Source organism: Gordonia sesuvii, assembly GCF_036350415.1.
Lineage (GTDB): Bacteria > Actinomycetota > Actinomycetes > Mycobacteriales > Mycobacteriaceae > Gordonia > Gordonia sesuvii.
The window spans coordinates 31,091-56,991 of the sequence record NZ_JAZDUF010000010.1; the positions used below are offsets into that span (position 1 = coordinate 31,091).

Sequence of the window (25,901 nt, forward strand, 5' to 3'; positions counted from 1 at the left end):
AGCCTGCGAGCGTCTCGAAGGGTCACGAAGGGTCACCCATCGTGACGCTCGACCGACAGATCCGCCCGCCGCAACAGCTGGGCGTTGAGCGCCACGATCACCGTCGACGCCGACATCAGGATGGCGCCGACGGCCATCGGCAACACGAATCCGATCGGTGCGAGGACACCCGCCGCCAGCGGCACCGAGACGAGGTTGTAACCGGCCGCCCACCACAGGTTCTGTCGCATCTTCCGGTAGGCCTGCGCCGACAACGACATCGCCGAGAGGACCGTTCGCGGATCATCGCCGGCGAGCACCACACCCGCAGATCCGATCGCGACGTCGGTGCCTGCGCCGATGGCCACGCCGACGTCGGCCCGCGCCAGCGCCGGGGCGTCGTTGACGCCGTCGCCGACCATCACCACGGTCGACCCGTCGGACTGCAGATCCGCGACAATCGACTCCTTGTCCTCGGGACGGACGCCGGCGTAGACGCGGTCGATGCCGAGTTCGGCGGCCACCGCCTCGGCGACCTCGCGCGCATCTCCGGTGGCCATGACCGTCTCGATGTCGCGCCGGGCCAGCTCCCGCACCGTCTCGGCGGATTCCGGCCGCACCTCGTCGGCGAGGGCCAACGCGCCGACGACGCGTCCGTCGACCACCACGTGCAGCATCGTGTTGCCGTTCGGCTGCAGCTCGTCGGCGGCCGACAATGCATCGAGCGAGCGTTCCGCCAGCATCCGGGGCCCGCCGACGGAAACCTCACGGCCGTCCACGAAGGCCCGCACACCGACTGCCGCGCTCGACGAGAAGTCCTGCACCGCAGGGATGGTGAGCTCGCGTTCCGTCGCGGCACGGACGATCGCCGCGGCGAGCGGATGCTCGCTGTCGGACTCGGCAGCGGCCGCGACCGCCAGCACCTCATCGTCGGACCAACCATCGGTGACGACGTGGACGACGGCCGGTTCACCCTTGGTGAGAGTGCCGGTCTTGTCGAACAGGACGACGTCGGCCACCCGCAACGTCTCGAGCGCGACCCGGTCGGTCACCAGGACGCCCATCTTTGCGGCCCGTTCGGTCGCGATCGCCACCACCAGCGGAATCGCGAGACCCAGGGCGTGCGGGCAGGCGATGACCAGGACGGTGATGGTCCGGATGACGGCGTTGTCGGGCTGCCCGACGGCCACCCACACAATGGCGGTGATCACCGCGGCGCCGAGCGCGAACCAGAACAGCCAGCCGGCGGCGCGGTCGGCGAGTCGCTGAGCGCGGCTCGACGAGTTCTGGGCGTCCGAGACGAGCCGTTGGATCCCGGCTAGCGCGGTGTCGTCGCCGACGGCCGTCACCCGCACCCGAATCGCGGTGTCGGCGCTGACGGTTCCCGCGACGACCTTGTCCCCCACGCCCCGGGTCACCAGCGCCGATTCACCGGTGATCATCGACTCGTCGACTTCGGCCGTCCCCGAGACGATCTCACCGTCCGCAGGAACGCGTCCGCCGGGACGCACGATGACGAGGTCATCGATCTGGAGGTCGGCCGGTGAGACCGTGCGGATGTCGTCGCCCTCCACCCGTTCGGCCTCGTCGGGCAGCAGCGCGGCGAGCGACTGGAGCGCCGAGGTCGTCTGCGCGACCGAGCGCATCTCGATCCAGTGCCCGAGCAGCATGATGACGATCAGCAGCGCCAGTTCCCACCAGAAGTCGAGTTCGTGGTGCAGGAGGCCCAGCGACGCGCCCCACGATGCGACGAACGCCACCGTGATGGCGAGCCCGATCAGGGTCATCATCCCCGGTGTGCGGGACCGCAACTCGTCGACCGCGCCGGTGAGGAACGGGCGGCCGCCCCAGACGAACATGACCGTGCCGAGAATGGGCGAGATCCATTCGGTGACACCGCCCAGATCCGGCAGGGAGTACCCGAGGAGGTCGGCGAACATCGGGCTGGCGATCACCACCGGCACCGCCAGCACCGTCATGAGCCAGAACAGGCGACGGAACATCGCGATGTGGTCGCCGTGGTCGCCGTGGTCATGCTCGGCGTGACCCTCATGCTCGGCATGCGTGTCGTGAGCGGAGTCGGGTGCTGCGTTGTGCTCCATGAGCCCGTTCTATACCCCTAGGGGGTATAGGTCAAGGCGGTCGAAACCGCCGCATCACTCTGGCCGCCAAAACGGCTGGTGAGGTCTGCGGTCGAACCGGTCAGGTCGTGGCGAGGAAGTCCGCGACCTCGTCGGACCAGGAACGCAGCGCGCTCGGCGTCGACGCCACGCGCAGTTCCGCATTCGGTAGCGCCGCGGCGAGCCGTTCGCCGCTACTGACCGGATGCGCCGGGTCTCCCGTCCAGGCGAGGATGAGTGTCGGCTGGGTGAGTGCGCCGAGCTCATCGGCGGACGGGAGGTCGGTGATCGCCGATCCGCGCAGCACCCAGGGATAGATCGATGCGCGCGCCGACACGGGGCCGACATATCGTTTCGTGTCGGCCAGCGCGGGAGAGGCGGGAACATCCGGAGCCGCACGCATATACGCGGCAAGGCCGCCCCGTTCGATTTCGTCGGCATCCGCCACTCGCAGCGGCGTCAAGGCACGCCGGGTATCCCAGATCGTCGGCGGCGTCGTGAGTACGAGCCGGTTGAACCGCTCAGGGTGGGCGAGCGCGGCACATACGATCGTCGCAGTTCCCATCGAGGCGCCGATGGCGTGCACTCGTTCGCCCGGCGCCGCGACATCGAGCAGCGCGAGCAGGTCTCCGGCGAGCTCCGGCCACGTGTACTCCTCCGCAGTCTGTCCACCACTCGACCTACCGTGGCCCCGAGCATCGTAGCGAATCAATCGGTGGCGTGAACTCACTGCACGCCAATCGAATTGGCCGGATGACTCCTCCCCGTAGGCGCGTGAGCTCATCCCGTGCGCCCACACCGCCGCCGGTCCGCGACCCGTCTGGTTCCAGGCGAGTCGCGCACCGCGGATGTCCGCGAATCGGAAGGGCGGCGTCACCGTCGGACCGACTAGAGCGTCGCCGTGTCGATGACGAACCGGTACCGCACATCGCTGGCGACGACCCGGTCGTACGCCTCGTTGATCTTGTCGGCGCCGATCACCTCGATCTCGGAGCCGATGCCGTGCTCAGCGCAGAAGTTCAGCATCTCTTGGGTTTCCGCGATGCCTCCGATCATCGAGCCGGCAAAGCTGCGCCGATTCGCGGCGACCGCGAAGGCCGGCACCTCGATCGGATGCTCGGGCAGCCCGAGTTCGACGAGTGTTCCGTTGAGGGCGAGCATGCCGAGGTATGTCTGCATAGGCAGATTCGCCGACACCGTGTTGATGATCAGGTCGAACTCGTTGCGCAGGTTCGTGAACGTATCCGGGTCGCTGGTGGCGTAGTAGTGATCGGCGCCCAGCCGCAGTCCGTCCTCCATCTTCTTGAGCGACTGCGAGAGCACTGTCACCTCGGCGCCCATCGCATGGGCGATCTTGACACCCATGTGCCCGAGGCCACCGAGCCCGACGATCGCAACCTTCTTGCCCGGGCCGGCGTTCCAATGCCGCAGCGGCGAGTAGAGGGTGATCCCGGCGCAGAGCAGCGGCGCGGCCTCGTCGAGGCCGATGCCCTCGGGAATGCCGCACACATAGTTCTCGTCCACGACGATGCCCGTGCTGTAGCCGCCGTGGGTGGGCTCGCCGTCACGGTCGACGGCGTTGTAGGTGCCGGTCATTCCGCGTTCGCAGTACTGCTCGTCCCCGGCCTTGCAGGGCTCGCATTCGCGACAGGAGTCGACGAAGCATCCGACCCCCACCCGGTCACCGACCGAGTAGCGGGTGACCTCGGCGCCGACCGCGGAAACGATGCCGGCGATCTCGTGGCCGGGCACCACCGGGAATGCGGTACGGCCCCACTCACCGCGGGCGGTGTGGATGTCGGAGTGACAGATCCCCGCGTACGCGATGTCGATGACCACATCGTGCGGTTTCGGATCCCTGCGCTCGACGGTGGCCGGCTCGAGAGGAGCGTCGGCTGCGGTGGCGATGTACGCGTTGACGGTGGTGGGCATGGATGCTCCCTGTTGTTTGACGTCAGGTTCGCGGGATGTGAGTCGAGCTCGTGAACTCCCGCTGCGGACCTCCCCGCACTCGTTCCAGTGTTCCGCAGAACCTGCGGCCGTTGTGCCGACGAGCGAGTTCGTCACATCAGGGAATACTCCGTGCCAAACAGCGAGCGTGGTCTTCTACGGCACATCTAACTTGCAAGTTCGGGCACCCGAAAATATTCTGTCGGCATGCCACCAGCCCGCCGCGGCGCATTCGTCCTCGTCGTCGTGATGCTCACCGCGCTGCTCGGCGCATGCGGCACGACCCAGGCGGACGCCGGCGAGCCCAAGGTGCTGACCACGTTCACGGTCCTCGCCGACATCGGTCGCAACGTGGCCGGCCCGCACGCCGAGGTGGTCTCGCTGACCAAATTCGGCGCCGAGATCCACGGCTACGAACCCACCCCGGGCGACCTACACAAGGCCATGGACGCGTCCCTGGTGGTGGTCAACGGACTGCACCTCGACGACTGGTTCGAGCGGTTCCTCGACGACATCGACGTCCCGCGCATCGTCGCCTCCGACGGCGTCGACGCGATGGGAATCAGCGACATCCCCGGCGCGGCCGCCGACGACGCGGACACCCCCAACCCGCACGCATGGATGTCGCCGACCGAGGCGAAGGTCTACGCCGACAACATCGCGGACGGGCTCGCCGCCGTCGACCCCGACCACGCCGCCGACTACCGTCGCAACGCGGCGGCATACGGCGAGCAGCTGGACGCGGAACGGCAGCGGCTTGTCGCCGCGGTCGCCGCGCTACCCGCCAACGAACGAGCCCTGGTGTCGTGCGAGGGCGCCTTCAGTTACCTCGCCCGTGACACCGGACTCACCGAGCACTACATCTGGCCGGTCAACTCCGAGCAGGAGGCGACACCGCAGCAGATGCGACGAACCGTCGACTTCGTCCGCACCCGCAACGTGCCGGCGGTGTTCTGCGAATCCACGGTCAACGACGACCCCATGCTGCAGATCCAGCGTGAGACCGGTGCCCGCTACGGCGGGGTCCTCTACGTCGACTCACTGTCCGAGTCCGACGGACCGGTGCCCACCTACCTCGACCTGCTCCGCCACGACATCTCCACGATCGTCGACGGCCTCACCGGAAAGGACGCTGACCGTGCCGACTCCTGAAGTCTCCCAACCGGTTCCCGCCCTCGACATCGCCGGACTGACCGTCCGCTACGGACCCGTGGTGGCGCTCGACGACGTCTCGATGACCGTGCACTCCGGCCGGATCTGCGGTCTCATCGGCATGAACGGTTCGGGGAAATCGACTCTGTTCAAGTCGATCATGGGGCTGGCGCGGCCCACCGCGGGACGGGTGACGATCGCCGGCCACACCATCGCGCAGGCCCGCGCGCGCGGCCTGGTCTCCTATGTGCCGCAGGCCGAGAACGTCGACTGGGAGTTCCCCATCTCGGTACGCGAGGTGGCGATGACCGGTCGGTACGGGCGGCAGAACCTGTTCCGGCGCATCACCTCCCGCGACCGGACCGCCGTCGACGATGCCCTCGACCGGGTCGGATTGACCGACCTCGCCGACCGGCAGATCGGTCGCCTGTCCGGCGGGCAGCGCAAACGGGCGTTCGTCGCGCGCGGGATCGCGCAGGGCGCGGAGATCCTGCTGCTCGACGAGCCGTTCGCCGGCGTCGACAAACGTTCGGAGGCAACGATCATCGACCTTTTGCGTGAACTGACCGCGGCGGGTCGTACAGTGCTGATCTCGACTCACGACCTGTCCACACTGCCGTCGTTCGCCAGTGAGGCCGTTCTGCTGATGCAGCGGGTCCTCGTCCACGACACCCCGGAAGAGGCGCTGCGGCCGGAGAACCTGGCGTTGGCGTTCGGCGTCGATGTGACCGGCCGGGACGCGGAGGTGAATCGATGATCGAGTTCCTCGTCGAACCCTGGACGCTGTCGTTCATGCGCGACGCCTTCCTCGCCAGCGCGGTCGCGGCCGCGGTGTGCGCGCTGATCAGCTGCTGGATCGTGCTGATCGGCTGGTCGCTGATGGGCGACGCGGTATCGCACGCCGTCCTGCCCGGCGTGGTGCTCTCCTACATCTTCGGTGCGCCGTTCGCCGTCGGCGCGGTGATCTTCGGCTTCCTCGCGGTCGCCCTCATCGGGACCATCCGCGACACCAGCCGCGTCAAGGAGGACGCGGCGATCGGCATCGTGTTCACCACCCTATTCGCGCTCGGCCTGGTGCTGGTGTCGGCGACGCCGAGTCAGACCGACCTCGGCCACATCCTGTTCGGCAACGTGCTCGGGGTCAGCGGCTCGGCGCTGTGGCAGCTGATCATCCTGGCCGCCGTCGTCGCCGCGGTCCTGGTGGTCAAACGCCGTGACCTGACGCTGTTCGCGTTCGATCCGGTGCACGCGCACGCGATCGGGCTCTCCCGACGATGGCTCGGCGCCCTACTGCTCGGACTGTTGGCGCTGACCTGTGTGGTCGCGCTGCAGATCGTCGGCGTCATCCTGGTGGTGGCGATGCTGATCATCCCCGGCGCCGCCGCCCACCTGCTGACCGACCGGTTCGGCCGCATGCTCGTACTGGCGCCGGCGCTGGCCGTCGCGGCCACCGTCGTCGGGATCTACGTCAGCTACGGCGCCGACGTCTCGCCCGGCGGAATGGTGGTCGTCACCCAGGGTGTGATGTTCGCCCTGATCTATCTGTTCGCACCGCGCAACGGGCTCGTGACCAGCCGGTTCACCCACCGCCGGACCGTCGCCGCGGCCGCCTGAGCGGCCCGTCGCCTGGGATCCACCCAGCACGATCGTTACACTTGCCGATGGTGACAACGCAGAGATCCGCTGACGACGGCCGCAATGCCACACAGACCGACCTCCGCGCGCAACTGCCGACAGTGTCGCCGCTGACCGAGATCACGCGGTTCAGCGCGGCGACGGCACATGCCGCGGCGGGAGTCGGTCGTTTCGTCTTCCACGCGGCGCGGGGCGTCCTACAGGGCAGGACCCCGACCGCGGCCCTCGTCGCCCACGAGATCCGAACCACCTTCGAACACCTCGGGCCGACGTATGTGAAGCTCGGGCAGCTGATCGCCTCGAGTCCCGGCGTGTTCACCGAGACCCTGGCGACCGAGTTCGAGTCGTTGCTCGACCGGGTCCCGCCGGCCGACCCTGCCGAGATCCGCGCGCTGTTCATCGCCGAACTGGGCCGTACCCCCGAAGAGGTCTTCGCGACATTCGACGTCGACCCCATCGCATCGGCGTCCATCGCCCAGGTGCACACCGCGACCCTGCATTCCGGCGAGGAAGTGGTCGTCAAGATCCAGCGACCGGGCATCACCGATCGACTCGCCCCCGACATCGCCCTGCTCGAGCGGTTCGCCGGGCTCGCGGAGTTCTCGGAGTACGGACGCATGCTCAGCGCCCGGCACGTCGTGGAGGATTTCGCCGACGGCCTCGACGACGAACTCGACTTCCGCAACGAGGCCGACACCATGCGCGAGTGGTACGAGTGTCTGCGGGCCGGACCGTTCGGCGACCGCGTGCGGGTGCCGGAGGTCTACGACGCGTACACCACCTCCCGCGTGCTGACGATGGAACGGGTGTACGCGATCCGGATCGACGACGGCGAGGCGGTTCGCGCCGCCGGCCACGACGGGGTCGCGCTGTGCCGCAACCTGCTGTTGTCGCTGCTCGAATCGGCATTCCACGGCGGACTGTTCCACGGCGACCTGCACGCCGGCAATGTCCTCGTCGACGCCGACGGCACCCTGGTGCTGCTCGACTTCGGCATCGTCGGCCGCTTCTCGAAACGCACCCGCCGCATCCTTCGACAGCTTGTCGTCGACCTCATCGTGCGCGGCGACTACGAGGCGGCCGGACGCGCCATCTTCCTTCTCGGCGCCGTCCACAAGCCGGGGTCGACGGCGCAGGGTGCCGAGGACATCAAGAAGGTCGCCATGCCGCTGGGCGCCACCGACCTCGCCTCGATGTCCTACACCGACCTCGGTCGGCAGTTGGCGGCGGTGGCCAAGGCGCACGATGCGCGTCTCCCCCGTGAACTGGTGCTGGTCGGCAAACAGCTGCTCTACGTCGAGAAGTACATGAAGCTGCTCGCGCCGCGTTGGAAGGCGATGGCCGACAAGGAGATCTACGGCTACATGGCCGGGATCATGAAGGAAGCGGAGCGGGACCGGCGAGCCGACCGCGCCGCATCCGGCTGAACGCCGACCCCGTTGTCCAGAGACCTCCGACGCCAGCGGACTACTCGCCGCTAGGGTTGGGGCGTTGAGTTGTGCGTTTCGATCGTGAGTCTGTGGAGAAAGTGGAGAGATGAGACGACTGTGGCTGGCGCTGCCGGCGTTCCTCGGCGCCGCGTTAATCGCCGCCGCCATTGCCATACCGCTGTTCCTCGTACCCCAGCTACGGGTGGTGCCGCTCGACCTCGACATCACGTCGGTCGCGACCACCGTCCCCGAGGACGGCTCCACCGGCGACCGCTACCCGGCCCGGATCTTCGACCGGTGCTCGGTCGGTGAACGGCGGGCGCAGGTGGTCGATGCCCATCTGAGCCAGCAGCGGCGGTCGGTGATCGTCGAACCGTCGGATCGGCGCCAGGCGACCCTGCAGTCGGCGCAGACGGTGCAGATCGACCGCTATCGCGACGCCGACGGCAACGAGGTCGAGCCCACCATGGCGGCCGCCGACGCCGAGCGCGAGTGCAACGACGGACTGCTGACCGCCAACATCGACCGGGTGTCGGTGAACCGCAGCACCTCGGTGCCGAACGGGACGGTGAGCTCGTTGCAGCTCGAGGCCGCTCCGGAAGGGGTCAACCCCGACGACGTCTCGGTCCAGCTGCCCGATCGGCAGGGGTTCCAGTACAAGTTCGGCTTCGACGTCCAGAAGCGTTCCTACCTCTACTACGACACCAACACCCGTCAGGACATCACGGTGGACTTCGTCGGGGAGTCGACCATCGACGGGGTGACCGTCTACGAGTTCGCCGGCGAGGTGCCCGAGACGGACGTGTCGAACCTGCCGAACGCGCAGGGCCAGGCCTCGCTCGGCACGATGCTGACGATGCCGGCAAGTTGGTGGGGCATCACCGGTCGCGGTGTCGCGCCGGATGACGACGTCACCATGCACCGTTATGCGACGGCCACCCGCCACGTGTGGGTAGAGCCGCAGACCGGCACCATCATCGACGGCAGGGAGGACCAGCAGCAGTACTTCCGGTCCCCCGACCAGAGCGATGCCAACCCGGCACCGATCCGCGACTTCCGCATGGACGTGCTCAACGCGCGGTTCAAGTGGTCCGACGACACCGTGTCCAACCAGGCCGCACGCGCCGACGACTACGTCGGCCAGCTGCGTCTCGGCGGCTTCTGGCTCCCGCTGATACTCGGCATCGTCGGCGTCGCACTGCTGGCGCTGTGGCTGCTGCTGTGGTGGCGCGGACGGCGTCGCGACGACGACGCAGTCCCGCCGTCGGACGACGACCCGGATGCGACCGCCCGACTCGACGAGCCCCGCCACGCGCGGGCGTCGGACGCCACAGCGACCGAATCGGGCGCAGCGGGTGCCGGTGCCGCCGGATTGGGCGCGGCCGGTGCCGGGGCGGCTGCCGGTGGTGGTTCCCATGCCGCAGGCACGGGCCCCTGGGACCAGCCGACCGAGAAGATCCCCCGCGTCGAGTCGTCCCCCGCCGACGAGTCGTCCACGCAGTCGTTCACGCCGCCGCCGTCCGACGACGAGACCCAGCGCTACCGTCGGCCGTCGTCGGAACCGCCGGCCGAGTAGCCGAACGCTCACCGTCCCATCAGACGCGCAGGGTGCAACCTGCGCGTCTGGTGGGAACCGGTGCGTTCACGCCGCCGCCACCAGGCCAAACTTCTCGAGCCACGCACGCACCATCCCCGCGACCCGGCCGGCCTCCAGATCCGCCCAGACCCAGCGGATCACCATCACCCCCATCCCACGCAGCCGGTCCTCACGCGCCTTCTCCCGGATCACCGCGTCGACGACCGTTTCGCCGTCTCCGATGTGCTTGCAGTACTTGACCTTGCCGTCGAACTCGCCGATGAGCTTGCCGTCCCAGTCGTAGTCGGTACGCGCGACGAAACGGCCGCGAGGGTCGAAGAACTCATGCTGGAGTCGCGGCACCGGCAGGCCCGCGACGATGATCTGCGCCCGCCCCCACGACTCGCCCGGGTTCTCCGCGCCCGGGTCGGCCAGATCCAACGCTCGGCGCGCCTGTGCGACGCCCCGACGGCGTTGCTGCAGCATCGTCGCCATCAAGGTCAGGTCTGCGCCCTTGCGGAGCGCGGCGTCGAAGACGGCAAGCGCTCCGGCAAACTTGAGAGGGGTCGAACACGCGACGTCGACAGCGGTCCGTTCGAGGGATGTCACCCGAAGACCCTCGACGACCACCACGTCACCAGGACCGAGCCGGCTCGCATGCACGTGCCGATGACGATCGGCCCGCCCACCGGCCGTGGCGTCGATGGTCAGGTGCGCCCGCCGAAGGCTCGGCTTCAGCATGGGCAGGTGGTGCAGGACAGCCGCCGACTCGTGACTGATCACCGCCGCGGGGCCGCTCTGCAACGCGACCGCGATCGCGAGCAGCCGGTGTTCCTCCTCGGCAGTCCGCTCCGCACGGACGGCAAAACGTCCCGCGGATCACCTTCACCAGGTCGCCTCTGGCACATGCCCGTTGCAGTTCGTTGTCCGTGTGCGCCGCCGAGATGGCCGCCGCCCGGTGGATCAAGCCGTATGAATCGGTCGGAAAGAACGTCATGCATCTTCGACGCGCGGGCGCGCGTCGCGGTTTCACTTCGCAGAAACGCGCACGTTCCAACTATCCGCGCTGGTTGCACCCTGCGCGGGTGGTTGGAAGCTGAGCGACTAGGGCTCTAGACAACACAACGGCCGGTGACCATTCCTGGTCACCGGCCGTTGCGGTAGATCTAGCCGATCAGAAGAACGACGGAGCAAACGTGGAGCGCCACGACTGCTTGAAGTCGCTCTGCCAGTAATCCCACCAGTGCGCGCCGTCCGGAGTGATGCGGGTGGTCAGCTTGACGCCCGGGACCACCGCGAGGCGGCCGATGTAGAGCTGGCTGGAGGTCGACGCCGCGACCTCGAGCGGGATCATCTGAGCGAACTTGACCGGGTCGAAGTCGGCGCTGGTCGGGTTCACCGACGAGTCGTAGCGGCTGCCGACGCCGGTGCCGGCGGAGACGAACACGTGCTTGCCGGCGAGGGCGTTCGCGGTGAGGAACGGGTCGTTCGCGGCCCACTGTCCCGCGGGCCACAGGCCCCACATGTTGACCGGGTTGCCGCCCATCTCGATGACCGACGCCTGGATGCCCTGGTTGAAGCCCGGCAGCGTGACCGTCGGGTAGCCGCTGTAGGAGGCGACCGCCTGGTAGAAGCCCGGGTGGCGCGACGCGAGGTTCAGCGCCGAGGTGCCCGACATCGACAGTCCGGCGACACCGTTGCGGCGGTTGTCGCTGTTGTGACGACGCTGCATGTAGGCGGGCAGCTCACGGGTCAGGAAGGTCTCCCACTTGTTGAGACCCAGGTTCGCGTCGACGCGCTCCCAGTCGGTGTAGAAACTGCCGGCACCGCCGAACGGGATGGCGACGTTGGCGCCCTTGCCGTTCATCCAGCGGGCGACGTCGGTCTCGATGAGCCAGCCGCTGTTGTTGTTCGGCGCACGCAGACCGTCCAGCAGGTACAGCGTGGGCTTCGGGCCCCCGCCACCAGCGGACACGATGCACACCGGGACGCTCCGGTTCATCGCGTTGGAGTAGACGGATTCCACGTTGCATCCGTTTGCCGCGTGGGCTGCAGGCGCGGCGACCGCTGCGGCGCCCGTGGCGGCAAGAAGAGCCACGAGTCCGGCGACCAGGCGCTTACGGGCGCGTGTCAGCATTCACAAGTCCTTATCGATCTTGACCACGAGTCGGGCCGGTCATTCTCAGGGCATTCTCACGGGATTCTATGGCTCGTTCAGCCGACGCATACCCGTCGTCAGGGAGTGTAACGGCTCGATAACACTCCGGCAAAGCCAAGAACGCGGCCCGCTGACCGGCGACGACGCACGATTCCGGACCCGCGAAGGGACGACCTGCATAAACACTCGTGGACGCGGCAGACCTATGTCGACCGTTCATGTGACCGTCGATCCGACGCTATCTCGTCGTTATCGGTTTGCTCGATCAACGGTGACAATCCGGCTGAGGCCGGTGCGGGACACTAGCCTGAGAGCGGTGGAACCCAGCGAATACCGACGCCATGACGCCACCGCGCTCGCCGAACTCGTCGCCGCCGGCGATGTCACGCCGGCGGAACTCCTGAAGGTCGCGCGCCTGCGTGCCGACGAGGTCGATCCGGCGCTGAACGCGATCGTCCTGCGGATGGACGACACCGCCGACTCCCGTGCCGCCGACCCGGATTCGCTCACCGGCCCGTTCGCGGGGGTGCCGTTCCTCATCAAGGACCTTGCCCAGGAGTACCGCGGCTACCCGACGTCGTTCGGCTCCCGGTCGCTGTCCCGCCACATCGCTACCGACCACTCCGTCGTCGTCCGCCGGTTCCTCGAGGCAGGTCTGGTGATCTTCGGCAAGACCAATACCCCCGAGTTCGGCGCGAAGGGCATCACCGAACCGGAGTTCTGGGGTCCGGCACGCAACCCGTGGAACACCGACCACACCCCCGGTGGGTCGTCGGGCGGATCGGGCGCCGCAGTGGCCGCCGGGATCGTGCCCGCGGCGGGCGCCAACGACGGCGGCGGTTCGATCCGCATCCCGGCGGCCTGCAACGGACTCGTCGGACTCAAGCCGACCCGCGGTCTCGCACCGTTCGGCCCGGTGTCGGGCGAGTCGATGTTCGGCATGGCGGTGCAGGGGGTGGTGTCGCGGTCGGTACGCGACGCGGCCGCCCTCTACGACGCCATCGTCGGCCCCACCGACGGATCGGTGTACCCGACGCCCACCCCGCGGACTCCGTTCGCCACCCAGATCACCACCCCGCCGTCGCGACTACGGATCGGGTTCTCGACGTCGTCGGCGATCAATCCGAACCCGCACCCGGAAGCCATCGCCGCCGTGGCACGAACGGCGCAGGTGCTCGACGACCTCGGGCACCACGTGGATGAGGTGACGCCGCCCTACGACGACGGGGCACTCGCCCGCGACTTCCTCACCATCTGGTTCGCGGTGCTCGCCACCGAGGTCGACGAGACGCGCGCGCTGACCGGCGCCACCGACCGCGACTTCGAGGCCGACACGCTCGCACTGGCCGAGCTGGGCCGATCCGCAGGCGTGGTGGCGGCGATGACCGCGTTGAACAAGGTCAACGACTACGTGCTCTCGTTGTCCCGTTTTCATCAGACCCACGACCTCTTCCTGACCCCCACACTGGCCACACCGCCGCTGCGCATCGGCGCCACCACCACACCGTCGCTGCTGCAGGGCGCGTCGCGGGTCATCTCGAAGGTGCACGCAGGCAGCCTCTTGGCGCGCACCGGACTCCTCGACGACCTGATCGAACAGAGCCTCGGCTGGGTGCCCTACACCCAGCTCGCCAACCTCACCGGCCGCCCGGCGATCAGTGTGCCGATGCACTGGACCGCGGACGGTCTGCCGCTCGGGGTGCAGTTCGTCGGGCGACTCGGCGCCGACGGCGACCTGCTGGCCCTGGCCGCGCAACTCGAGCAGGCGGCGCCGTGGGCGCACCGCTACTCCGACATCTCCGTCTGAGGCGTCTGCCAGACGCAGCCCGACCGCCGCGGACCGGGCGCTAAGGTCAACCCATCCGATTCGATGAGGAGGGGCCCGTGAGCGAGCAGCAGGCCGACGCGGTGGTGGTCGGCTCGGGATTGGCGGGACTGGTCGCGACCTACGAGCTCACCCGAGCGGGGCGCAAGGTCGTCGTCGTCGACCAGGAGAACCGCAACAACCTCGGCGGCCAGGCCTTCTGGTCGCTGGGCGGGCTGTTCCTCGTCGACAGCCCCGAACAGCGACGCCTCGGCATCAAGGACTGCGCCGAGCTGGCCCTGCAGGACTGGATGGGTTCGGCGGGGTTCGACCGCGACGACGAGGATTTCTGGCCACGACAGTGGGCGCGCGCCTACGTCGACTTCGCCGCCACGATCAAACGGCAGTACCTGCACGACCTCGGTTTGCGATTCACCCCGGTCGTCGGTTGGGCCGAGCGGGGCGGCGGATTCGCCGACGGCCACGGCAACTCGGTGCCGCGGTTCCATCTCACCTGGGGCACCGGACCGGAGGTCGCCCGGATCTTCGTCGAGCCCGTCCTGGAGGCGGAGAAGCGAGGGCTGGTGGAGTTCCGGTTCCGCCATCGTGTCGACGAGATCGTCGTCGACGACGGCGCGGCGACCGGGGTACGCGGAGCGGTCCTGGCCGACACCGATCTGGCGCGCGGTGTGGCGTCGTCGCGGGATGTCGTCGGCGACTTCGAAATCCACGCCGGGGCCGTCGTCGTCACGACCGGCGGCATCGGCCACAACCACGAGATGATCCGACGCAACTGGCCCACCGAACGCCTCGGCCCGGCACCGGAGACGATGATTTCGGGCGTCCCGGCCTACGTCGACGGCCGGATGCTCGGCATCGCCGAGGACGCCGGCGCGAGCCTGGTGAACCGGGATCGCATGTGGCACTACACCGAAGGCATCCACAACTGGGACCCGATCTGGCCCGACCACGCGATCCGCATCATCCCGGGCCCGTCGTCACTGTGGCTCGACGCCAACGGAAATCGGCTCGCACCCCCCAATTTCCCGGGCTTCGACACCAATTCGACGATGAAGGCGATCCTGTCGACCGGCCACGACTACTCGTGGTTCATCCTCACCCAGAGCATCATCGAGAAGGAGTTCGCGCTGTCGGGATCCGAGCAGAATCCCGACATCACCAGCAAGGACCTGAAATTCGCGGCGAAGAGCCGCCTGGCCAAGGGTGCGCCCGGCCCGGTCGACGCGTTCGCCAGGCACGGCGTGGATTTCGTGGTGCGCGACAATCTTCCGGAGCTGGTGGCCGGGATGAACGAGATAGCTCGCGGACCCAAGCTGGACCTGCAGCACCTCGAGCGGGTCATCTCCGCGCGCGACGGGCAGATCGACAACAAGTACTCCAAGGACGCGCAGATCATGGCGATCACCAACGCGCGACAGTACCTGGGAGACAAAGTCGTCCGAGTGGCCAAGCCCCATCGGCTACTCGACCCCGCGCACGGTCCGCTGATCGCGGTCCGGCTCAACGTGCTCACCCGCAAGACGCTGGGTGGCCTGGAGACCAACCTGGATTCTCAGGTCATGCGCCCCGACGGTACGGCGTTCGACGGCCTGTTCGCCGCGGGCGAGGTGGCCGGGTTCGGCGGTGGCGGTGTGCACGGTTACAACGCACTCGAGGGCACCTTCCTCGGTGGCTGCATCTTCTCCGGGCGGGCGGCGGGTCGGACGATCGCGCGCGGTTGAGCGGGGATGCGCCGAGTCCCGGTGGGCTACAGTGAGTCGCGTGCCGATCCCCGCCACACCGATCCCACAGACGATCCTCACGCGCAAGACCACCTCGGCGCTCTTCCTCGTGCTGACCGTCGACGAGGGCGGCGAGGACGCGGTGCGCGATCTCCTGGCGGATCTGCCGACACTGACCCGCGCGGTCTCGTCGCGCGCACCGGAGGCGGCACTGGCAGCCATCGTGTCGATCGGTTCGGACGCGTGGGACCGGCTGTTCGACGGCCCGCGACCGCAGGCGCTACGGCCCTTCGTCGTCTACGAAGGTGACGTCCACACGGCACCTGCGACGCCGGGCGATCTGCTGCTGCACATCAAGGCCGACCGGATGGACCTGTGTTTCGAGGTCGGCCGGCTGGCCATGGACGCCCTCGGCGATGCGGTCACCGTGGTCGACGAGGTACACGGCTTCCGCTACTTCGACCTGCGCGACATCATCGGTTTCGTCGACGGCACCGAGAATCCCGTCGGGCAGGCCGCCATCGACGCGATCACGGTCGGCGACGAGGACCCGGCCTTCGCCGGCGGAAGCTACGTCGCGATCCAGCGCTATGTGACCGACCTCGAGGCGTGGAACGCGTTGAGCGTCGCCGACCAAGAGGACGCGATCGGGCGCACGAAGCTCGACAACGTCGAGATGGACGACGACGTGAAACCGTCGAACTCGCACATCGCACTCAACGTCGTCGAGGACGAGGACGGTGAGGACATCGACGTCGTTCGCGACAACATGCCCTACGGCGACGTCTCCGGGTCGGGCGAGCGCGGCACCTTCTACATCGCGTATTCCGCGGGGCCCGACGTCACCGAGGAGATGCTGCGGAAGATGTTCATCGGTGACCCGCCCGGCAACTACGACCGGCTACTCGACTTCACCACCGCGGTCAGCGGCGCCCAGTTCTTCACGCCCACCATCGATTTCCTCGAAGACCTGCCGGACCCGCCGACCGCGCCCGCCGACGAGGTCGATGACGCCGCGTCCTCCTCCCCCGCTGATCGAGTAGCCACGAGCGAGCGCAGCGAGCCCGAGGCGTATCGAGATCGAGATCGAGATCCTGCCGACGGCTCACTCGGCATCGGCTCCCTGCACTGACCACCAGACCCACACCGACACCCGACCCGACCTCCAGGAGGCACCATGAACAACCTGCATCGCGAACTCGCACCGATATCCGATTCCGCCTGGGCGGAGATCGAGGAGGAGGCCACCCGGTCGTTCAAACGCAACAGCGCGGCCCGTCGTCTCGTCGACGTGAACGGCCCGCTGGGTTCGGAGATCGCGTCGGTCACCCTGGGCCACCGCAGCAAGATCGACTCCCCCGCTGACGGGATCGTCGCGCATCAGCGGCAGGCACAGCCGCTGGTGGAGCTGAAGGTACCGTTCACCCTGACCCGCGAGGCCATCGACGACGTCGATCGCGGCGCGCAGGACTCCGACTGGGATCCGGTGCGCGACGCCGCCGCCGAACTCGCCCGTGCCGAGGACCACGCGGTCTTCGAGGGGTACCCGGCCGCCGGCATCACCGGCATCCGGGCGGCCGCCTCGGCGACACCCATTGCGCTTCCGCCGGACGTGCGCGACTACCCCGAGGCGCTCAGCCAGGCGACGACCGCCCTGCGTCTCGCGTCGGTCGAGGGGCCGTACTCGCTGGCGTTGTCGAAGGACGTGTACACGCTGGTCAACGAGACCTCCAACCACGGCGTCCCCGTCCGCGACCACCTGCAGCGACTCCTCGTCGCCGACGGCGACATCGTGTGGGCCCCGGCGATCTCGGGCGCGTTCCTGCTGAGCACGCGCGGAGGCGACTTCGAACTCAGCATCGGCCAGGACGTGTCGATCGGCTACGACCATCACGACGCCGACACCGTCACCCTGTACTTCCAGGAGACGTTCACGTTCCTCGCCTACACACCCGAGGCCGCAATCCCGTTCACCTTCAACGGCTGACGCTTCCTTCGTTGGTCGAGTAGCCCGAGGCGCCAGCCGAGGGCGTATCGAGGCCACGGCACCAGGTCTCGATGCGCCTCCTCGCTCCGCTCGTCGGCTTACTCGACCGACGACATGTGACGATCGTCGTCCTACTCGACCATCGGAAAGCTGTGTTGCTAGCGTCGTCGGAGTGATCACACCATGCTGAGCCGTCTCATCCGCACCTATCTGTCGCGATACCGCGGATTCATGGTGGGTGTGGTCGGCCTGCAGTTCGTGGCGACCGCGGCGATGCTCTACCTACCCACTCTCAACGCCGACATCATCGACAACGGGGTGGCGCAGGGCGACACCGACTACATCCTGCGCATCGGCGGCTGGATGCTGGTCATCACGATCGCCCAGGTGATCTGCACGATCGCCGCCCAGTACTGCGGAGCGCACGCCGCGCTGGGCGCCGGACGCGACATCCGTCGCGACCTGCTGCACCGGGTCAACCGGTTCTCCGCTCGCGAGGTCGGCACCTTCGGGGCGCCGTCGCTGATCACCCGCACCACCAACGACGTGCAGCAGGTCCAGCTCCTCATCGTCATGAGCAATGCGATCCTGGTGATGGCGCCGATCATGTGTGTAGGCGGCATCATCATGGGCGTCCATGTCGCGGCGGATCTGTCGTGGTTGCTCGCGATCGCGGTGCCGGTCCTCGGCGTCACCGTGGCGATCCTGATCAGCCGGATGATCCCTGGCTTCCGGGTCATGCAAAGCCGTATCGACGCCGTGAATCGCATCCTGCGCGAGCAGATCACCGGTATCCGGGTGGTGCGCGCATTCGTCCGCGAACGCCACGAGTCCGACCGCTTCTCCGTCGCCAACGATCAACTGTCCGATGCCACGTTCCGCGTCGGCCGGATCATGGCACTGTCGCTGCCGCTTGTCATGCTGATCACCAACCTCACCATCGTCGGGATCATCTGGTTCGGCGGTCACGCCGTCGTCGACGGCACCGTCGAGATCGGTGCGCTCACCGCGATGATGAGCTACGTCATGCAGATCATGATGTCGGTGATGATGGCGTCGTTCCTGGCGATGATGGCGCCCCGCGCCGCCGTGTGCGCCGAACGCATCTGGGAGGTTCTCGACACGGAGACGTCGGTGGTGTCCCCCGCCGACCCGGTCGGATTCGCCGACGACCCGGCGACCGTCGAGTTCGCCCACGCCGAGTTCCGCTACCCCGGCGCCGACGCCCCGGTACTGCGCGACATCACCTTCCGTGTCGAACCCGGCACCACCACGGCCATCGTCGGATCCACCGGCTCCGGCAAGACCACGCTCGCCGGTCTGATCCCGCGCCTCATCGACGCCACCGACGGCGCGGTGCTCGTCGGCGGCACCGACGTTCGCGAACTCGACCCCGAGCTGCTCCGGTCGGTGATCGGCTTCGTCCCGCAACGCCCGTACCTGTTCTCCGGCACCGTCGCGAGCAACGTGCGATACGGCAGACCCGACGCCACCGACGAGGAGATCTGGGAGGCGCTGCGGACCGCGCAGGCCGACGACTTCGTGTCCCGCATGCCGCAGGGTCTCGACGCACCGATCGCCCAGGGCGGCACCACGGTGTCGGGCGGCCAGCGCCAACGTCTCGCCATCGCCCGGGCCGTGATCCGGCGGCCATCGGTGTACCTCTTCGACGACTCGTTCTCCGCCCTCGATCTCGCCACCGACGCCCGACTGCGGGCGGCACTGCGTCCGGTGACCCGCGACGCGGCGGTCGTGGTGGTCGCCCAACGTGTGTCGACGATCGTCGACGCCGACCAGATCGTGGTCCTCGACCGTGGACGGGTGGTCGGGCTCGGTCGGCACGACGAGCTGGTGTCGACCTGCGCGACGTACGCCGAGATCGTGGAATCCCAGATGTCGATCGGACCGACGTCATGACCCGCCCGCAGGGTGCCGGCCCCCCAGGACCGGCGATGTCCGGCCCACCGGCGGAGAAGCCGCGGTCGTTCGGACCGTCGATCAAACGTCTGCTGCGGTTGTTGCTCGGCCACCGCCTGGTCATGTGGACGGTGTTCGCGTCGACGGTGGTGTCGGTGGTGCTGATGGCCATCGCCCCGCGGGTGCTCGGCCATGCCACCGACCTCGTGTTCAACGGGTTCATCGGCTCGACCCTGCCGTCGGGAATCACGAAGGATCAGGCGGTCGCCGGGATGCGCGAGCGTGGTGACGACACGTTCGCCGACATGGTGAGCTCGATGGACGTCGTGCCCGGCGTGGGTGTCGACTTTTCGGCGGTCGGCCAGGTGTTGCTGATCGTCGCGCTGCTCTATGTGTGCTCGTCGTTCCTGAGCTGGGTGGCCGGGTACCTGATCAACGTCGTCGTGGTGCGGACCGTGCGCCTGCTGCGCGCCCGGGTCGAGGACAAGATCCACCGGCTGCCGTTGCGCTATTACGACGCGCAAGCCCGCGGCGACCTGCTCAGCCGAGTCACCAACGACCTCGACAACCTCTCGCAGAGCCTGCAACAGACCATCTCGCAGTTCCTCAACTCGGTGCTGATGGTGTTTGCGCTGCTGGTGATGATGATCTGGATCTCGCCGCTGCTCGCCCTCATCGCGATCCTCACCGTGCCGTTCGCGTTCATCGCGACCGCGCAGATCGCCAAACGGTCGAAGCCGCACTTCATGGCCCAGTGGTCATCGACGGGCGCGCTCAACGCCCAGGTCGAGGAAGCGTTCACCGGCCACGAGCTGGTCAAGGTGTTCGGACGCCAGCAACAGGTCGAGGCGACGTTCGACGAACGCAACCAGAAGCTGTACGAGTCGAGCTGGCGGGCCCAGTTCATCTCCGGGATCATCATGCCGACCGTCATGTTCCTGGGGAACCTCAACTATGTGGCGGTCGCGGTGGTCGGTGGACTGCGGGTGGCATCGGGGTCGCTGAGTCTCGGTGAGGTGCAGGCGTTCATCCAGTATTCGCGGCAGTTCACGCAACCACTCACCCAGATCGGGTCCATGTTCAACCTGATGCAGAGCGGTGTTGCCTCGGCCGAACGCATCTTCGACGTCCTCGACGCCGACGAGGAGACCCCCGATCCGTCGTCGCCGGAATCACCGGCCGACGGCAACGGTCGGATCGAGTTCGATGACGTCTCGTTCCGCTACGTCGACGACAAGCCGCTCATCGAGAACCTGTCGCTGGTCGCCGAACCCGGCCACATGGTCGCGATCGTCGGCCCCACCGGCGCCGGGAAGACGACCCTGGTCAATCTGATCATGCGGTTCTACGACGTCGATTCGGGCACCATTCGCGTCGACGGCGTCGATTCACGCCGTATGACGCGCGACGACCTGCGTGAACGCACCGGCATGGTGCTGCAGGACTCGTGGCTGTTCGGCGGCACGATCTTCGAGAACATCGCCTACGGCGACCCGACCGCATCCCGCGAGGAGGTCATCGAGGCGGCGGAGCTCAGTCACGTCGACCATTTCGTGCGCACCCTGCCCGACGGCTACGACACCCTGCTCGACGAGGAGGGGGGCGGCGTGAGCGCCGGTGAGCGACAATTGATCACCATCGCACGCGCCTTCCTCGCCAAACCCACGATCCTGATCCTCGACGAGGCGACGAGTTCGGTCGACACCCGCACCGAGTTGTTGATCCAGCAGGCGATGGCCGCCCTGCGCACCGATCGGACCAGTTTCGTGATCGCGCACCGACTCTCGACGGTCCGCGACGCCGACGTCATCGTCGTGATGGAGGACGGCCACATCGTCGAGCAGGGCACGCATGACGAGCTGCTGGCCACCCAGGGCGCATATTGTCGGCTCTACAACAGCCAGTTCGCCGGCCCCGTCGAGGACGAACCCGTCGCGCCGTAGGGCGGCCGTCTCGTTTCGGCCGCAGTTCCAGGTTCCGGCTTGCGGACGAAAGTGCGGCCGGAAGCGGTAGCTGCGGCCAGAATTGGGTGACGACGGCGGCGGGAGGGAGGGTGTCCATGGGGCTGTTGGGGGCGCGGCACCCGGCGCGTCTGGTCGCGGCCGGGTTCGCACTCGCGGTCGTCGTGGGGACCGCGGTGCTGATGCTGCCGATCGCCACCGAGAGCGGGGAGTCGACCTCTGCGGTCACCGCACTGTTCACGGCGACGTCGGCCGTGTGCGTGACAGGCCTGGTCGTCGTCGACACCGGGTCGCACTGGTCGATGTTCGGCGAACTCACCATCCTCACGCTCATCCAGGTGGGCGGACTGGGCATCATGACCCTGGCGTCGATGCTGGGGCTGATCGTCGCCAGACGAATGGGCCTACGGATGCAGCTGGTCGCCCAGGCCGAGACCCGCTCGGTACAGCTCGGCGACAGCCGGCGCGTGGTGATCGGTGTCATCGTGCTCAGCCTCGCCGTGGAGGCGGTGATCGCCGCGATCCTCTCGACCCGGTTCATCGTCGGATACGACGAGAACGTTGGTCGGGGAATCTATCTCGGTATCTTCCATGCGATCTCGGCGTACAACAACGCGGGCTTCTCGCTCTATGCGGACAGTCTCATGCCGTTCGCGAGCGACCTGTGGATTCTGGTTCCCATCGTGGTCGGCTTCGTCATCGGCGGGCTCGGCTTCCCCGTCGTGTTCGAGGCCTACCGCCGTCTCCTGCGGCGGCTGCGGTCGGCCACGGCACCGGCACGCGGGTGGTCGCTGCACACCAAGATCACGGTGATCACCTACGCGATTCTGGCCGTCGCGGGTGCGGTGGCGATCACCGCCGCCGAGTGGTCGAACCCGGCAACCCTGGGGCCGATGGGCCTGGTGGACAAGGTGACCAACGGTGTCTTCCAGGGCATGTCGCCACGCACGGTCGGATTCAATTCCATCGACATCGGCGCGATGCACCCGTCGTCGCTGCTGGTGACCGACATGCTGATGTTCATCGGCGGCGGCAGTGCGGGCACCGCGGGCGGCATAAAGGTCACCACGTTCGCTCTGCTCGCCTTCGTCGTTATCGCCGAGATCCGTGGTGAACCGACGGTGCACGTGATGGGCCGCAATCTGGCGCCCACCGTGCAGCGTCAGGCGATCACGGTGGTGTTGCTCGGTGTCGGGGCTGTGGTGGCGAGCACGCTCGCCATCATGTTCATGACCGAGTATCGGCTGGAAACCGTGCTGTTCGAGGTCGTCTCGGCGTTTGCGACGGTCGGTTTGTCCACCGGGATCACGGCCGATCTGCCCGCCGGTGCGCAACTGTTGCTCGTATTGTTGATGTTCGTGGGCCGGTTGGGTCCCATCACGCTCGCCACCGCTCTCGCGTTGCGAGAGCGCGGTCGCCGGTACGAATACCCCGAGGAGAGGCCGATCGTTGGGTAGCAGAAACCGCCACGGGACGCGGGTGGCCGTCATCGGCCTGGGTCGCTTCGGGAGTTCGTTGGCGCGCGAACTCGTCGAGCAGGGTTCCGAGGTTCTCGGTATCGATTCCGATCCCCGGCTGGTGCAACGTTATGCCGAGGACCTGACGCATGCCGCGGTCGCCGACACCACCGACCGGGACGCGCTGAAACAGTTGGGTGTGCCGGACTTCCGACTCGCTGTAGTGAGCATCGGCGCCGATCTCGAGGCGAGCATCCTCACGACGTCGCTGTTGTCGGACTTCGGGATTCCCCGGATCTGGGCGAAGGCCACGAGCCGCCAGCATGGACAGATTCTCGAGCGCGTCGGCGCCCACCACGTGGTACTACCCGAACACGACATGGGCGAGCGGGTCGCGCACCTCGTGACCGGCCGCATGTTGGATTTCATCGAGTTCGACGAGGACTTCGCCATGGTGAAGACCTTGGCTCCCAACGCGATCATCGGGAAGTCGCTGTCGGCTGGGCGACCGCGGGAGCGGTTCGGCATCAACGTCGTGGCCGTCAAACAGCCCGGCGGGCACTTCGTCTACGCCACCGAGGACTCGGTCATCGCCGCGGGCGACATGCTGGTCGTCGCCGGACGGACCGAGGACGTCGAGAGATTCACCGACCTGCCATGATCCGGGCCGATCACTCCGCGCGTCCGCGGCCGGGCTCCAAAGCCGCCGCGATCCGGTGTTCGAGCTTCTCGCTCGCCGCAGGCGGGACCACGATGAGGCCTTCGAGTTCGTCGCGGGCCCTGCGGTAGGCCGCTTGCCGTTCGGCCGCGGTGGCCGCGTCGTTCGCCGCAACCGCGACGAGGCGGCGCGCACGTTCGAGGCGTTCCCGTTCGACCGGCGAGAAGTCGGTCTGCCTGCGTCTGCGGGCCTCACGCTCGGCGGCGTCGAACGCGGTCGCGTACTCGCCGACCGCGTCCCGGTAGTCGGCGAACGCGGCCGGGTCGAGCAGGTCATCGGGATCGGCAGGCCGCAGGTCGTCGGCGTGCACTTTCGCGCGATGAAACGCCAGCGTCAACGGATCACGCAGGTCCGTCATCATCGGGTATTCGATGAGGGTGGCGAGGTCGAGCTCGTAGTCGAACCATCGTGCGTTCACCTCGTCGTGGCGCCGCAACGTCTTGGTGATCGACGTCTTGCTGGTCTGCGTGATCCGCAGTTCCTCGGCCCGCGATGTCGCCCGGATCCGTTCGAGTTCGATCTTGTCGCGGCGGCGCTTCTCGTTGTACGCGGCGATCCGGGCCGCCCAGCCCCCGACGACACCGCCGATCGGGAAGATCAGCCACCAGAAATCGCCGATGGAGCCCATGATGCTCACATCTCCAATGCTACCGACGCTGGTCGGCGCCCCCATTACGCTGGGAATCGTGGCCGACCCGAATGCAGAACGGTTGCACCTGGCGACTCTCGACGAATGGCACAACTGGCTCCGCGAGCACCACGACACCTCCGCAGGTGTCTGGTTCGTCTTCTGGCGCAAGGAATCCGGAAAGGAACCCCTCGACTACGACCAGGTGGTCCGGGAGGCGCTGTGCTGGGGCTGGGTCGACGGCCACACCCGCGTGATCGATGACGACCGGCGCGGCATGTGGTTCACCCGGCGCGGGCGCAACAGTGCGTGGGCGGCGTCGAACAAGGCGCGCGTCGACGACCTGGTCAGCGAGGGGCGGATGCAGCCGGCCGGTCAGGCGGTCATCGACGACGCCAAGCAGCGTGGACTGTGGACTCTGCTCGACGACGCCGAGGCGCTCGTCGAGTCACCCGAACTGGCCGCCGCACTCGACGCCGACCCGGCGGCCCGGACGCACTGGGATGCGTGGCCGCCGAGCGTCCGGAAGTTCGCGCTGGCGCAGCTCGCCTTCGCCAAACAGCCCGCCACCAAGACCCGGCGCATCGCCACCATCGTCGAGAAGGCCGCGCGGGACGAGCGCCCTTCGTGACGTTCCTCCGCAAGCTCCGGAACTCCTCAGGGTCCGAGTGGGGAACGAGCGGGCGTCACCCCCCGACCCCTGAGGAGCCCGCGAGGAACGAGCGCCTCACCCCCCGACCCCTGAGGAGCCCGCGAGGAACGAGCGGGCGTCACGAAGGGTCTACAAGTCCGGTATCGGCAGATCCAGGTTGGGCGAGATGATCCCGCCGTCGACCTCGAGGATCTTGCCGGTCACGTACGCACCGGCCGGGGACGCCAGGTAGAGCGCCGCGGCCGCGATGTCGGCCGGGTCGCCAAGACGATGCAGCGGGGTCGACTCCTCGACCGCGGTGCGCATCCCGTCGTCGGCCGCGACGATGTCGAGCGCCGACGTCAGGATCGCGCCCGGTGCGATGCCGTTGACGCGGATGCGCGGATTGAGATCCATCGCGGCGATCCGCGTGTAGTGGGCGAGGGCGGCCTTGGCGGTGCCATAGGCGGCGTAGGCGCGGCCGGGCAGCCGCCCGACCGCCGATGTCACGTTGATGATCGACCCGCCGTCGTCGCCCGCCAACAGGTGCGGAACTGCTGCGGTGACCAGCGCATGGGCGTTGGTGACGTTGAAATCGAAGGCGGCGGACAGATGTTTGGGCTTGGTGTCGAGCAGCGGCCGCGGCATCGCCCCGCCGACGTTGTTGACGACGATGTCGAGCCGTCCGAACTCGTCGACCGCGGCCTGGGCGAGGCCCGCGACGGCGTCGAGGTCGGACAGGTCGGCGGCGACCACCTTCGCCCTGCGACCCGCCTCGCGGATCTGCGCCGCCACCTTGTCGAGCTCGGGTTCGCTGCGCGCAGAGATCACCACGTCTGCGCCGGCCTCGGCGAAGGCGACTGCGATGGCGGCACCCAGGCCACGCCCGGCGCCGGTCACGACCGCCACTTTGTCATCGATTCGGAATCTGTCGAGGATCACGGGTTCGAGCCTGCCACGAATCGCGCAGAACTGAAACACGTTCTATTTTTCTGGTCCCACACGTGATCTGAGCCACTTCGGCCCCCTCCTCTCAGGATCCACTCAGCGGCGTAT

At 67.9% G+C, this 25,901-nt stretch carries 21 protein-coding genes; 14 read left to right on the forward strand and 7 right to left on the reverse strand.

Translation table 11 applies throughout. The annotated features are described in order from the left end of the window. Nucleotides 1-32 precede the first annotated feature (32 nt). The 3 genes from VZC37_RS23715 to VZC37_RS23725 form a co-directional block, all read right to left on the reverse strand. Complete coding sequence (locus VZC37_RS23715) at nt 33-2,081, reverse strand: heavy metal translocating P-type ATPase (protein WP_431309485.1); 2,049 nt, start codon at nt 2,079-2,081, stop codon at nt 33-35. Between the two features lie 100 nt (nt 2,082-2,181). Then, the gene (locus VZC37_RS23720) at nt 2,182-2,976 is read right to left on the reverse strand and encodes an alpha/beta fold hydrolase (protein ID WP_330436446.1); all 795 of its coding nucleotides are present in this window, start codon (nt 2,974-2,976) and stop codon (nt 2,182-2,184) included. Nucleotides 2,977-2,987: 11 nt separating this feature from the next. After that, nucleotides 2,988-4,031, reverse strand: a complete 1,044-nt coding sequence (locus VZC37_RS23725) for an NAD(P)-dependent alcohol dehydrogenase (RefSeq protein ID WP_330436448.1) — start codon at nt 4,029-4,031, stop codon at nt 2,988-2,990. A gap of 225 nt (nt 4,032-4,256) precedes the next feature. Here VZC37_RS23725 and VZC37_RS23730 point away from each other — a divergent pair, with 225 nt between their 5' ends. The 5 genes from VZC37_RS23730 (at nt 4,257) to pgfA (ending at nt 9,842) form a co-directional block, all read left to right on the forward strand. After that, nucleotides 4,257-5,201: a metal ABC transporter substrate-binding protein gene (locus tag VZC37_RS23730; RefSeq protein WP_431309486.1), complete on the forward strand. Its 945-nt coding sequence runs from the start codon at nt 4,257-4,259 to the stop codon at nt 5,199-5,201. After that, a complete protein-coding gene (locus VZC37_RS23735) occupies nt 5,188-5,958 on the forward strand; it encodes a metal ABC transporter ATP-binding protein (protein WP_330436450.1) in 771 nt (256 codons plus the stop codon). The genes VZC37_RS23730 and VZC37_RS23735 overlap by 14 nt, the downstream gene beginning before the upstream one ends. Then, entirely contained in the window at nt 5,955-6,815 is an 861-nt protein-coding gene (locus VZC37_RS23740; RefSeq protein ID WP_330436452.1) for a metal ABC transporter permease, read from the forward strand. Before VZC37_RS23735 ends, VZC37_RS23740 begins: the two co-directional genes overlap by 4 nt. 47 nt (nt 6,816-6,862) lie before the next feature. Continuing rightward, on the forward strand, nt 6,863-8,263 hold the full coding sequence (locus VZC37_RS23745) for an ABC1 kinase family protein (RefSeq protein ID WP_431309487.1): 1,401 nt from the start codon (nt 6,863-6,865) through the stop codon (nt 8,261-8,263). A 109-nt stretch (nt 8,264-8,372) separates the two neighbouring features. After that, on the forward strand, nt 8,373-9,842 hold the full coding sequence (gene pgfA, locus VZC37_RS23750; protein ID WP_330436457.1) for a cell envelope lipid trafficking protein PgfA: 1,470 nt from the start codon (nt 8,373-8,375) through the stop codon (nt 9,840-9,842). A gap of 66 nt (nt 9,843-9,908) precedes the next feature. On the opposite strand, the gene VZC37_RS23755 is transcribed toward pgfA, so the two are convergent. Together VZC37_RS23755 and VZC37_RS23760 are read right to left on the reverse strand one after the other, a co-directional pair. Then, nucleotides 9,909-10,583, reverse strand: coding sequence for a hypothetical protein (locus VZC37_RS23755; protein ID WP_330436459.1), 675 nt, complete (start codon nt 10,581-10,583; stop codon nt 9,909-9,911). A 433-nt stretch (nt 10,584-11,016) separates the two neighbouring features. After that, nucleotides 11,017-11,979 (reverse strand): alpha/beta hydrolase, encoded by a 963-nt coding sequence (locus tag VZC37_RS23760; RefSeq protein ID WP_330436461.1) that lies wholly within the window; start codon nt 11,977-11,979, stop codon nt 11,017-11,019. A 337-nt stretch (nt 11,980-12,316) separates the two neighbouring features. Here VZC37_RS23760 and VZC37_RS23765 point away from each other — a divergent pair, with 337 nt between their 5' ends. The 8 genes from VZC37_RS23765 (at nt 12,317) to VZC37_RS23800 (ending at nt 23,529) form a co-directional block, all read left to right on the forward strand. Next, nucleotides 12,317-13,807, forward strand: coding sequence for an amidase (locus VZC37_RS23765; protein WP_330436463.1), 1,491 nt, complete (start codon nt 12,317-12,319; stop codon nt 13,805-13,807). 77 nt (nt 13,808-13,884) lie between these two features. Further along, nucleotides 13,885-15,546: an FAD-binding dehydrogenase gene (locus VZC37_RS23770; protein ID WP_330436465.1), complete on the forward strand. Its 1,662-nt coding sequence runs from the start codon at nt 13,885-13,887 to the stop codon at nt 15,544-15,546. Between the two features lie 46 nt (nt 15,547-15,592). Continuing rightward, entirely contained in the window at nt 15,593-16,678 is a 1,086-nt protein-coding gene (locus VZC37_RS23775) for a Dyp-type peroxidase (RefSeq protein WP_330436489.1), read from the forward strand. A 45-nt stretch (nt 16,679-16,723) separates the two neighbouring features. After that, nucleotides 16,724-17,533: a family 1 encapsulin nanocompartment shell protein gene (locus VZC37_RS23780; RefSeq protein ID WP_330436467.1), complete on the forward strand. Its 810-nt coding sequence runs from the start codon at nt 16,724-16,726 to the stop codon at nt 17,531-17,533. A 183-nt stretch (nt 17,534-17,716) separates the two neighbouring features. Beyond that, nucleotides 17,717-19,450 carry an ABC transporter ATP-binding protein gene (locus VZC37_RS23785; RefSeq protein WP_330436469.1) on the forward strand — a complete coding sequence of 578 codons (1,734 nt, stop codon included), beginning with the start codon at nt 17,717-17,719 and terminating at the stop codon, nt 19,448-19,450. Next, entirely contained in the window at nt 19,447-21,393 is a 1,947-nt protein-coding gene (locus VZC37_RS23790) for an ABC transporter ATP-binding protein (protein ID WP_330436470.1), read from the forward strand. The genes VZC37_RS23785 and VZC37_RS23790 overlap by 4 nt, the downstream gene beginning before the upstream one ends. Nucleotides 21,394-21,509: 116 nt before the next feature. Beyond that, nucleotides 21,510-22,868 carry a TrkH family potassium uptake protein gene (locus VZC37_RS23795; protein WP_330436471.1) on the forward strand — a complete coding sequence of 453 codons (1,359 nt, stop codon included), beginning with the start codon at nt 21,510-21,512 and terminating at the stop codon, nt 22,866-22,868. Beyond that, nucleotides 22,861-23,529, forward strand: a complete 669-nt coding sequence (locus VZC37_RS23800; RefSeq protein WP_330436472.1) for a potassium channel family protein — start codon at nt 22,861-22,863, stop codon at nt 23,527-23,529. The genes VZC37_RS23795 and VZC37_RS23800 overlap by 8 nt, the downstream gene beginning before the upstream one ends. Before the next feature lie 10 nt (nt 23,530-23,539). Here the strand turns inward: VZC37_RS23800 and VZC37_RS23805 are convergent, their stop codons facing one another. Beyond that, entirely contained in the window at nt 23,540-24,214 is a 675-nt protein-coding gene (locus VZC37_RS23805) for a hypothetical protein (protein WP_330436490.1), read from the reverse strand. A gap of 58 nt (nt 24,215-24,272) precedes the next feature. On the opposite strand from VZC37_RS23805, the gene VZC37_RS23810 reads away from it, so the two are divergent. Then, nucleotides 24,273-24,845: a YdeI/OmpD-associated family protein gene (locus VZC37_RS23810; RefSeq protein WP_330436473.1), complete on the forward strand. Its 573-nt coding sequence runs from the start codon at nt 24,273-24,275 to the stop codon at nt 24,843-24,845. A 150-nt stretch (nt 24,846-24,995) separates the two neighbouring features. On the opposite strand, the gene VZC37_RS23815 is transcribed toward VZC37_RS23810, so the two are convergent. After that, on the reverse strand, nt 24,996-25,787 hold the full coding sequence (locus VZC37_RS23815; protein ID WP_330436474.1) for an SDR family oxidoreductase: 792 nt from the start codon (nt 25,785-25,787) through the stop codon (nt 24,996-24,998). Between the last annotated feature and the right edge of the window lie 114 nt (nt 25,788-25,901).

Bases quoted from the DNA above. Each gene is read 5' to 3' on its own strand.
- VZC37_RS23715 (WP_431309485.1), bottom strand. From the start codon at position 2,081: ATGGAGCACAACGCAGCACCCGACTCCGCTCACGACACGCATGCCGAG.
- VZC37_RS23725 (WP_330436448.1), bottom strand. From the start codon at position 4,031: ATGCCCACCACCGTCAACGCGTACATCGCCACCGCAGCCGACGCTCCT.
- VZC37_RS23730 (WP_431309486.1), top strand. From the start codon at position 4,257: ATGCCACCAGCCCGCCGCGGCGCATTCGTCCTCGTCGTCGTGATGCTC.
- VZC37_RS23740 (WP_330436452.1), top strand. From the start codon at position 5,955: ATGATCGAGTTCCTCGTCGAACCCTGGACGCTGTCGTTCATGCGCGAC.
- VZC37_RS23745 (WP_431309487.1), top strand. From the start codon at position 6,863: ATGGTGACAACGCAGAGATCCGCTGACGACGGCCGCAATGCCACACAG.
- pgfA (WP_330436457.1), top strand. From the start codon at position 8,373: ATGAGACGACTGTGGCTGGCGCTGCCGGCGTTCCTCGGCGCCGCGTTA.
- VZC37_RS23755 (WP_330436459.1), bottom strand. From the start codon at position 10,583: ATGCTGAAGCCGAGCCTTCGGCGGGCGCACCTGACCATCGACGCCACG.
- VZC37_RS23760 (WP_330436461.1), bottom strand. From the start codon at position 11,979: ATGCTGACACGCGCCCGTAAGCGCCTGGTCGCCGGACTCGTGGCTCTT.
- VZC37_RS23780 (WP_330436467.1), top strand. From the start codon at position 16,724: ATGAACAACCTGCATCGCGAACTCGCACCGATATCCGATTCCGCCTGG.
- VZC37_RS23785 (WP_330436469.1), top strand. From the start codon at position 17,717: ATGCTGAGCCGTCTCATCCGCACCTATCTGTCGCGATACCGCGGATTC.
- VZC37_RS23790 (WP_330436470.1), top strand. From the start codon at position 19,447: ATGACCCGCCCGCAGGGTGCCGGCCCCCCAGGACCGGCGATGTCCGGC.
- VZC37_RS23795 (WP_330436471.1), top strand. From the start codon at position 21,510: ATGGGGCTGTTGGGGGCGCGGCACCCGGCGCGTCTGGTCGCGGCCGGG.
- VZC37_RS23805 (WP_330436490.1), bottom strand. From the start codon at position 24,214: ATGGGCTCCATCGGCGATTTCTGGTGGCTGATCTTCCCGATCGGCGGT.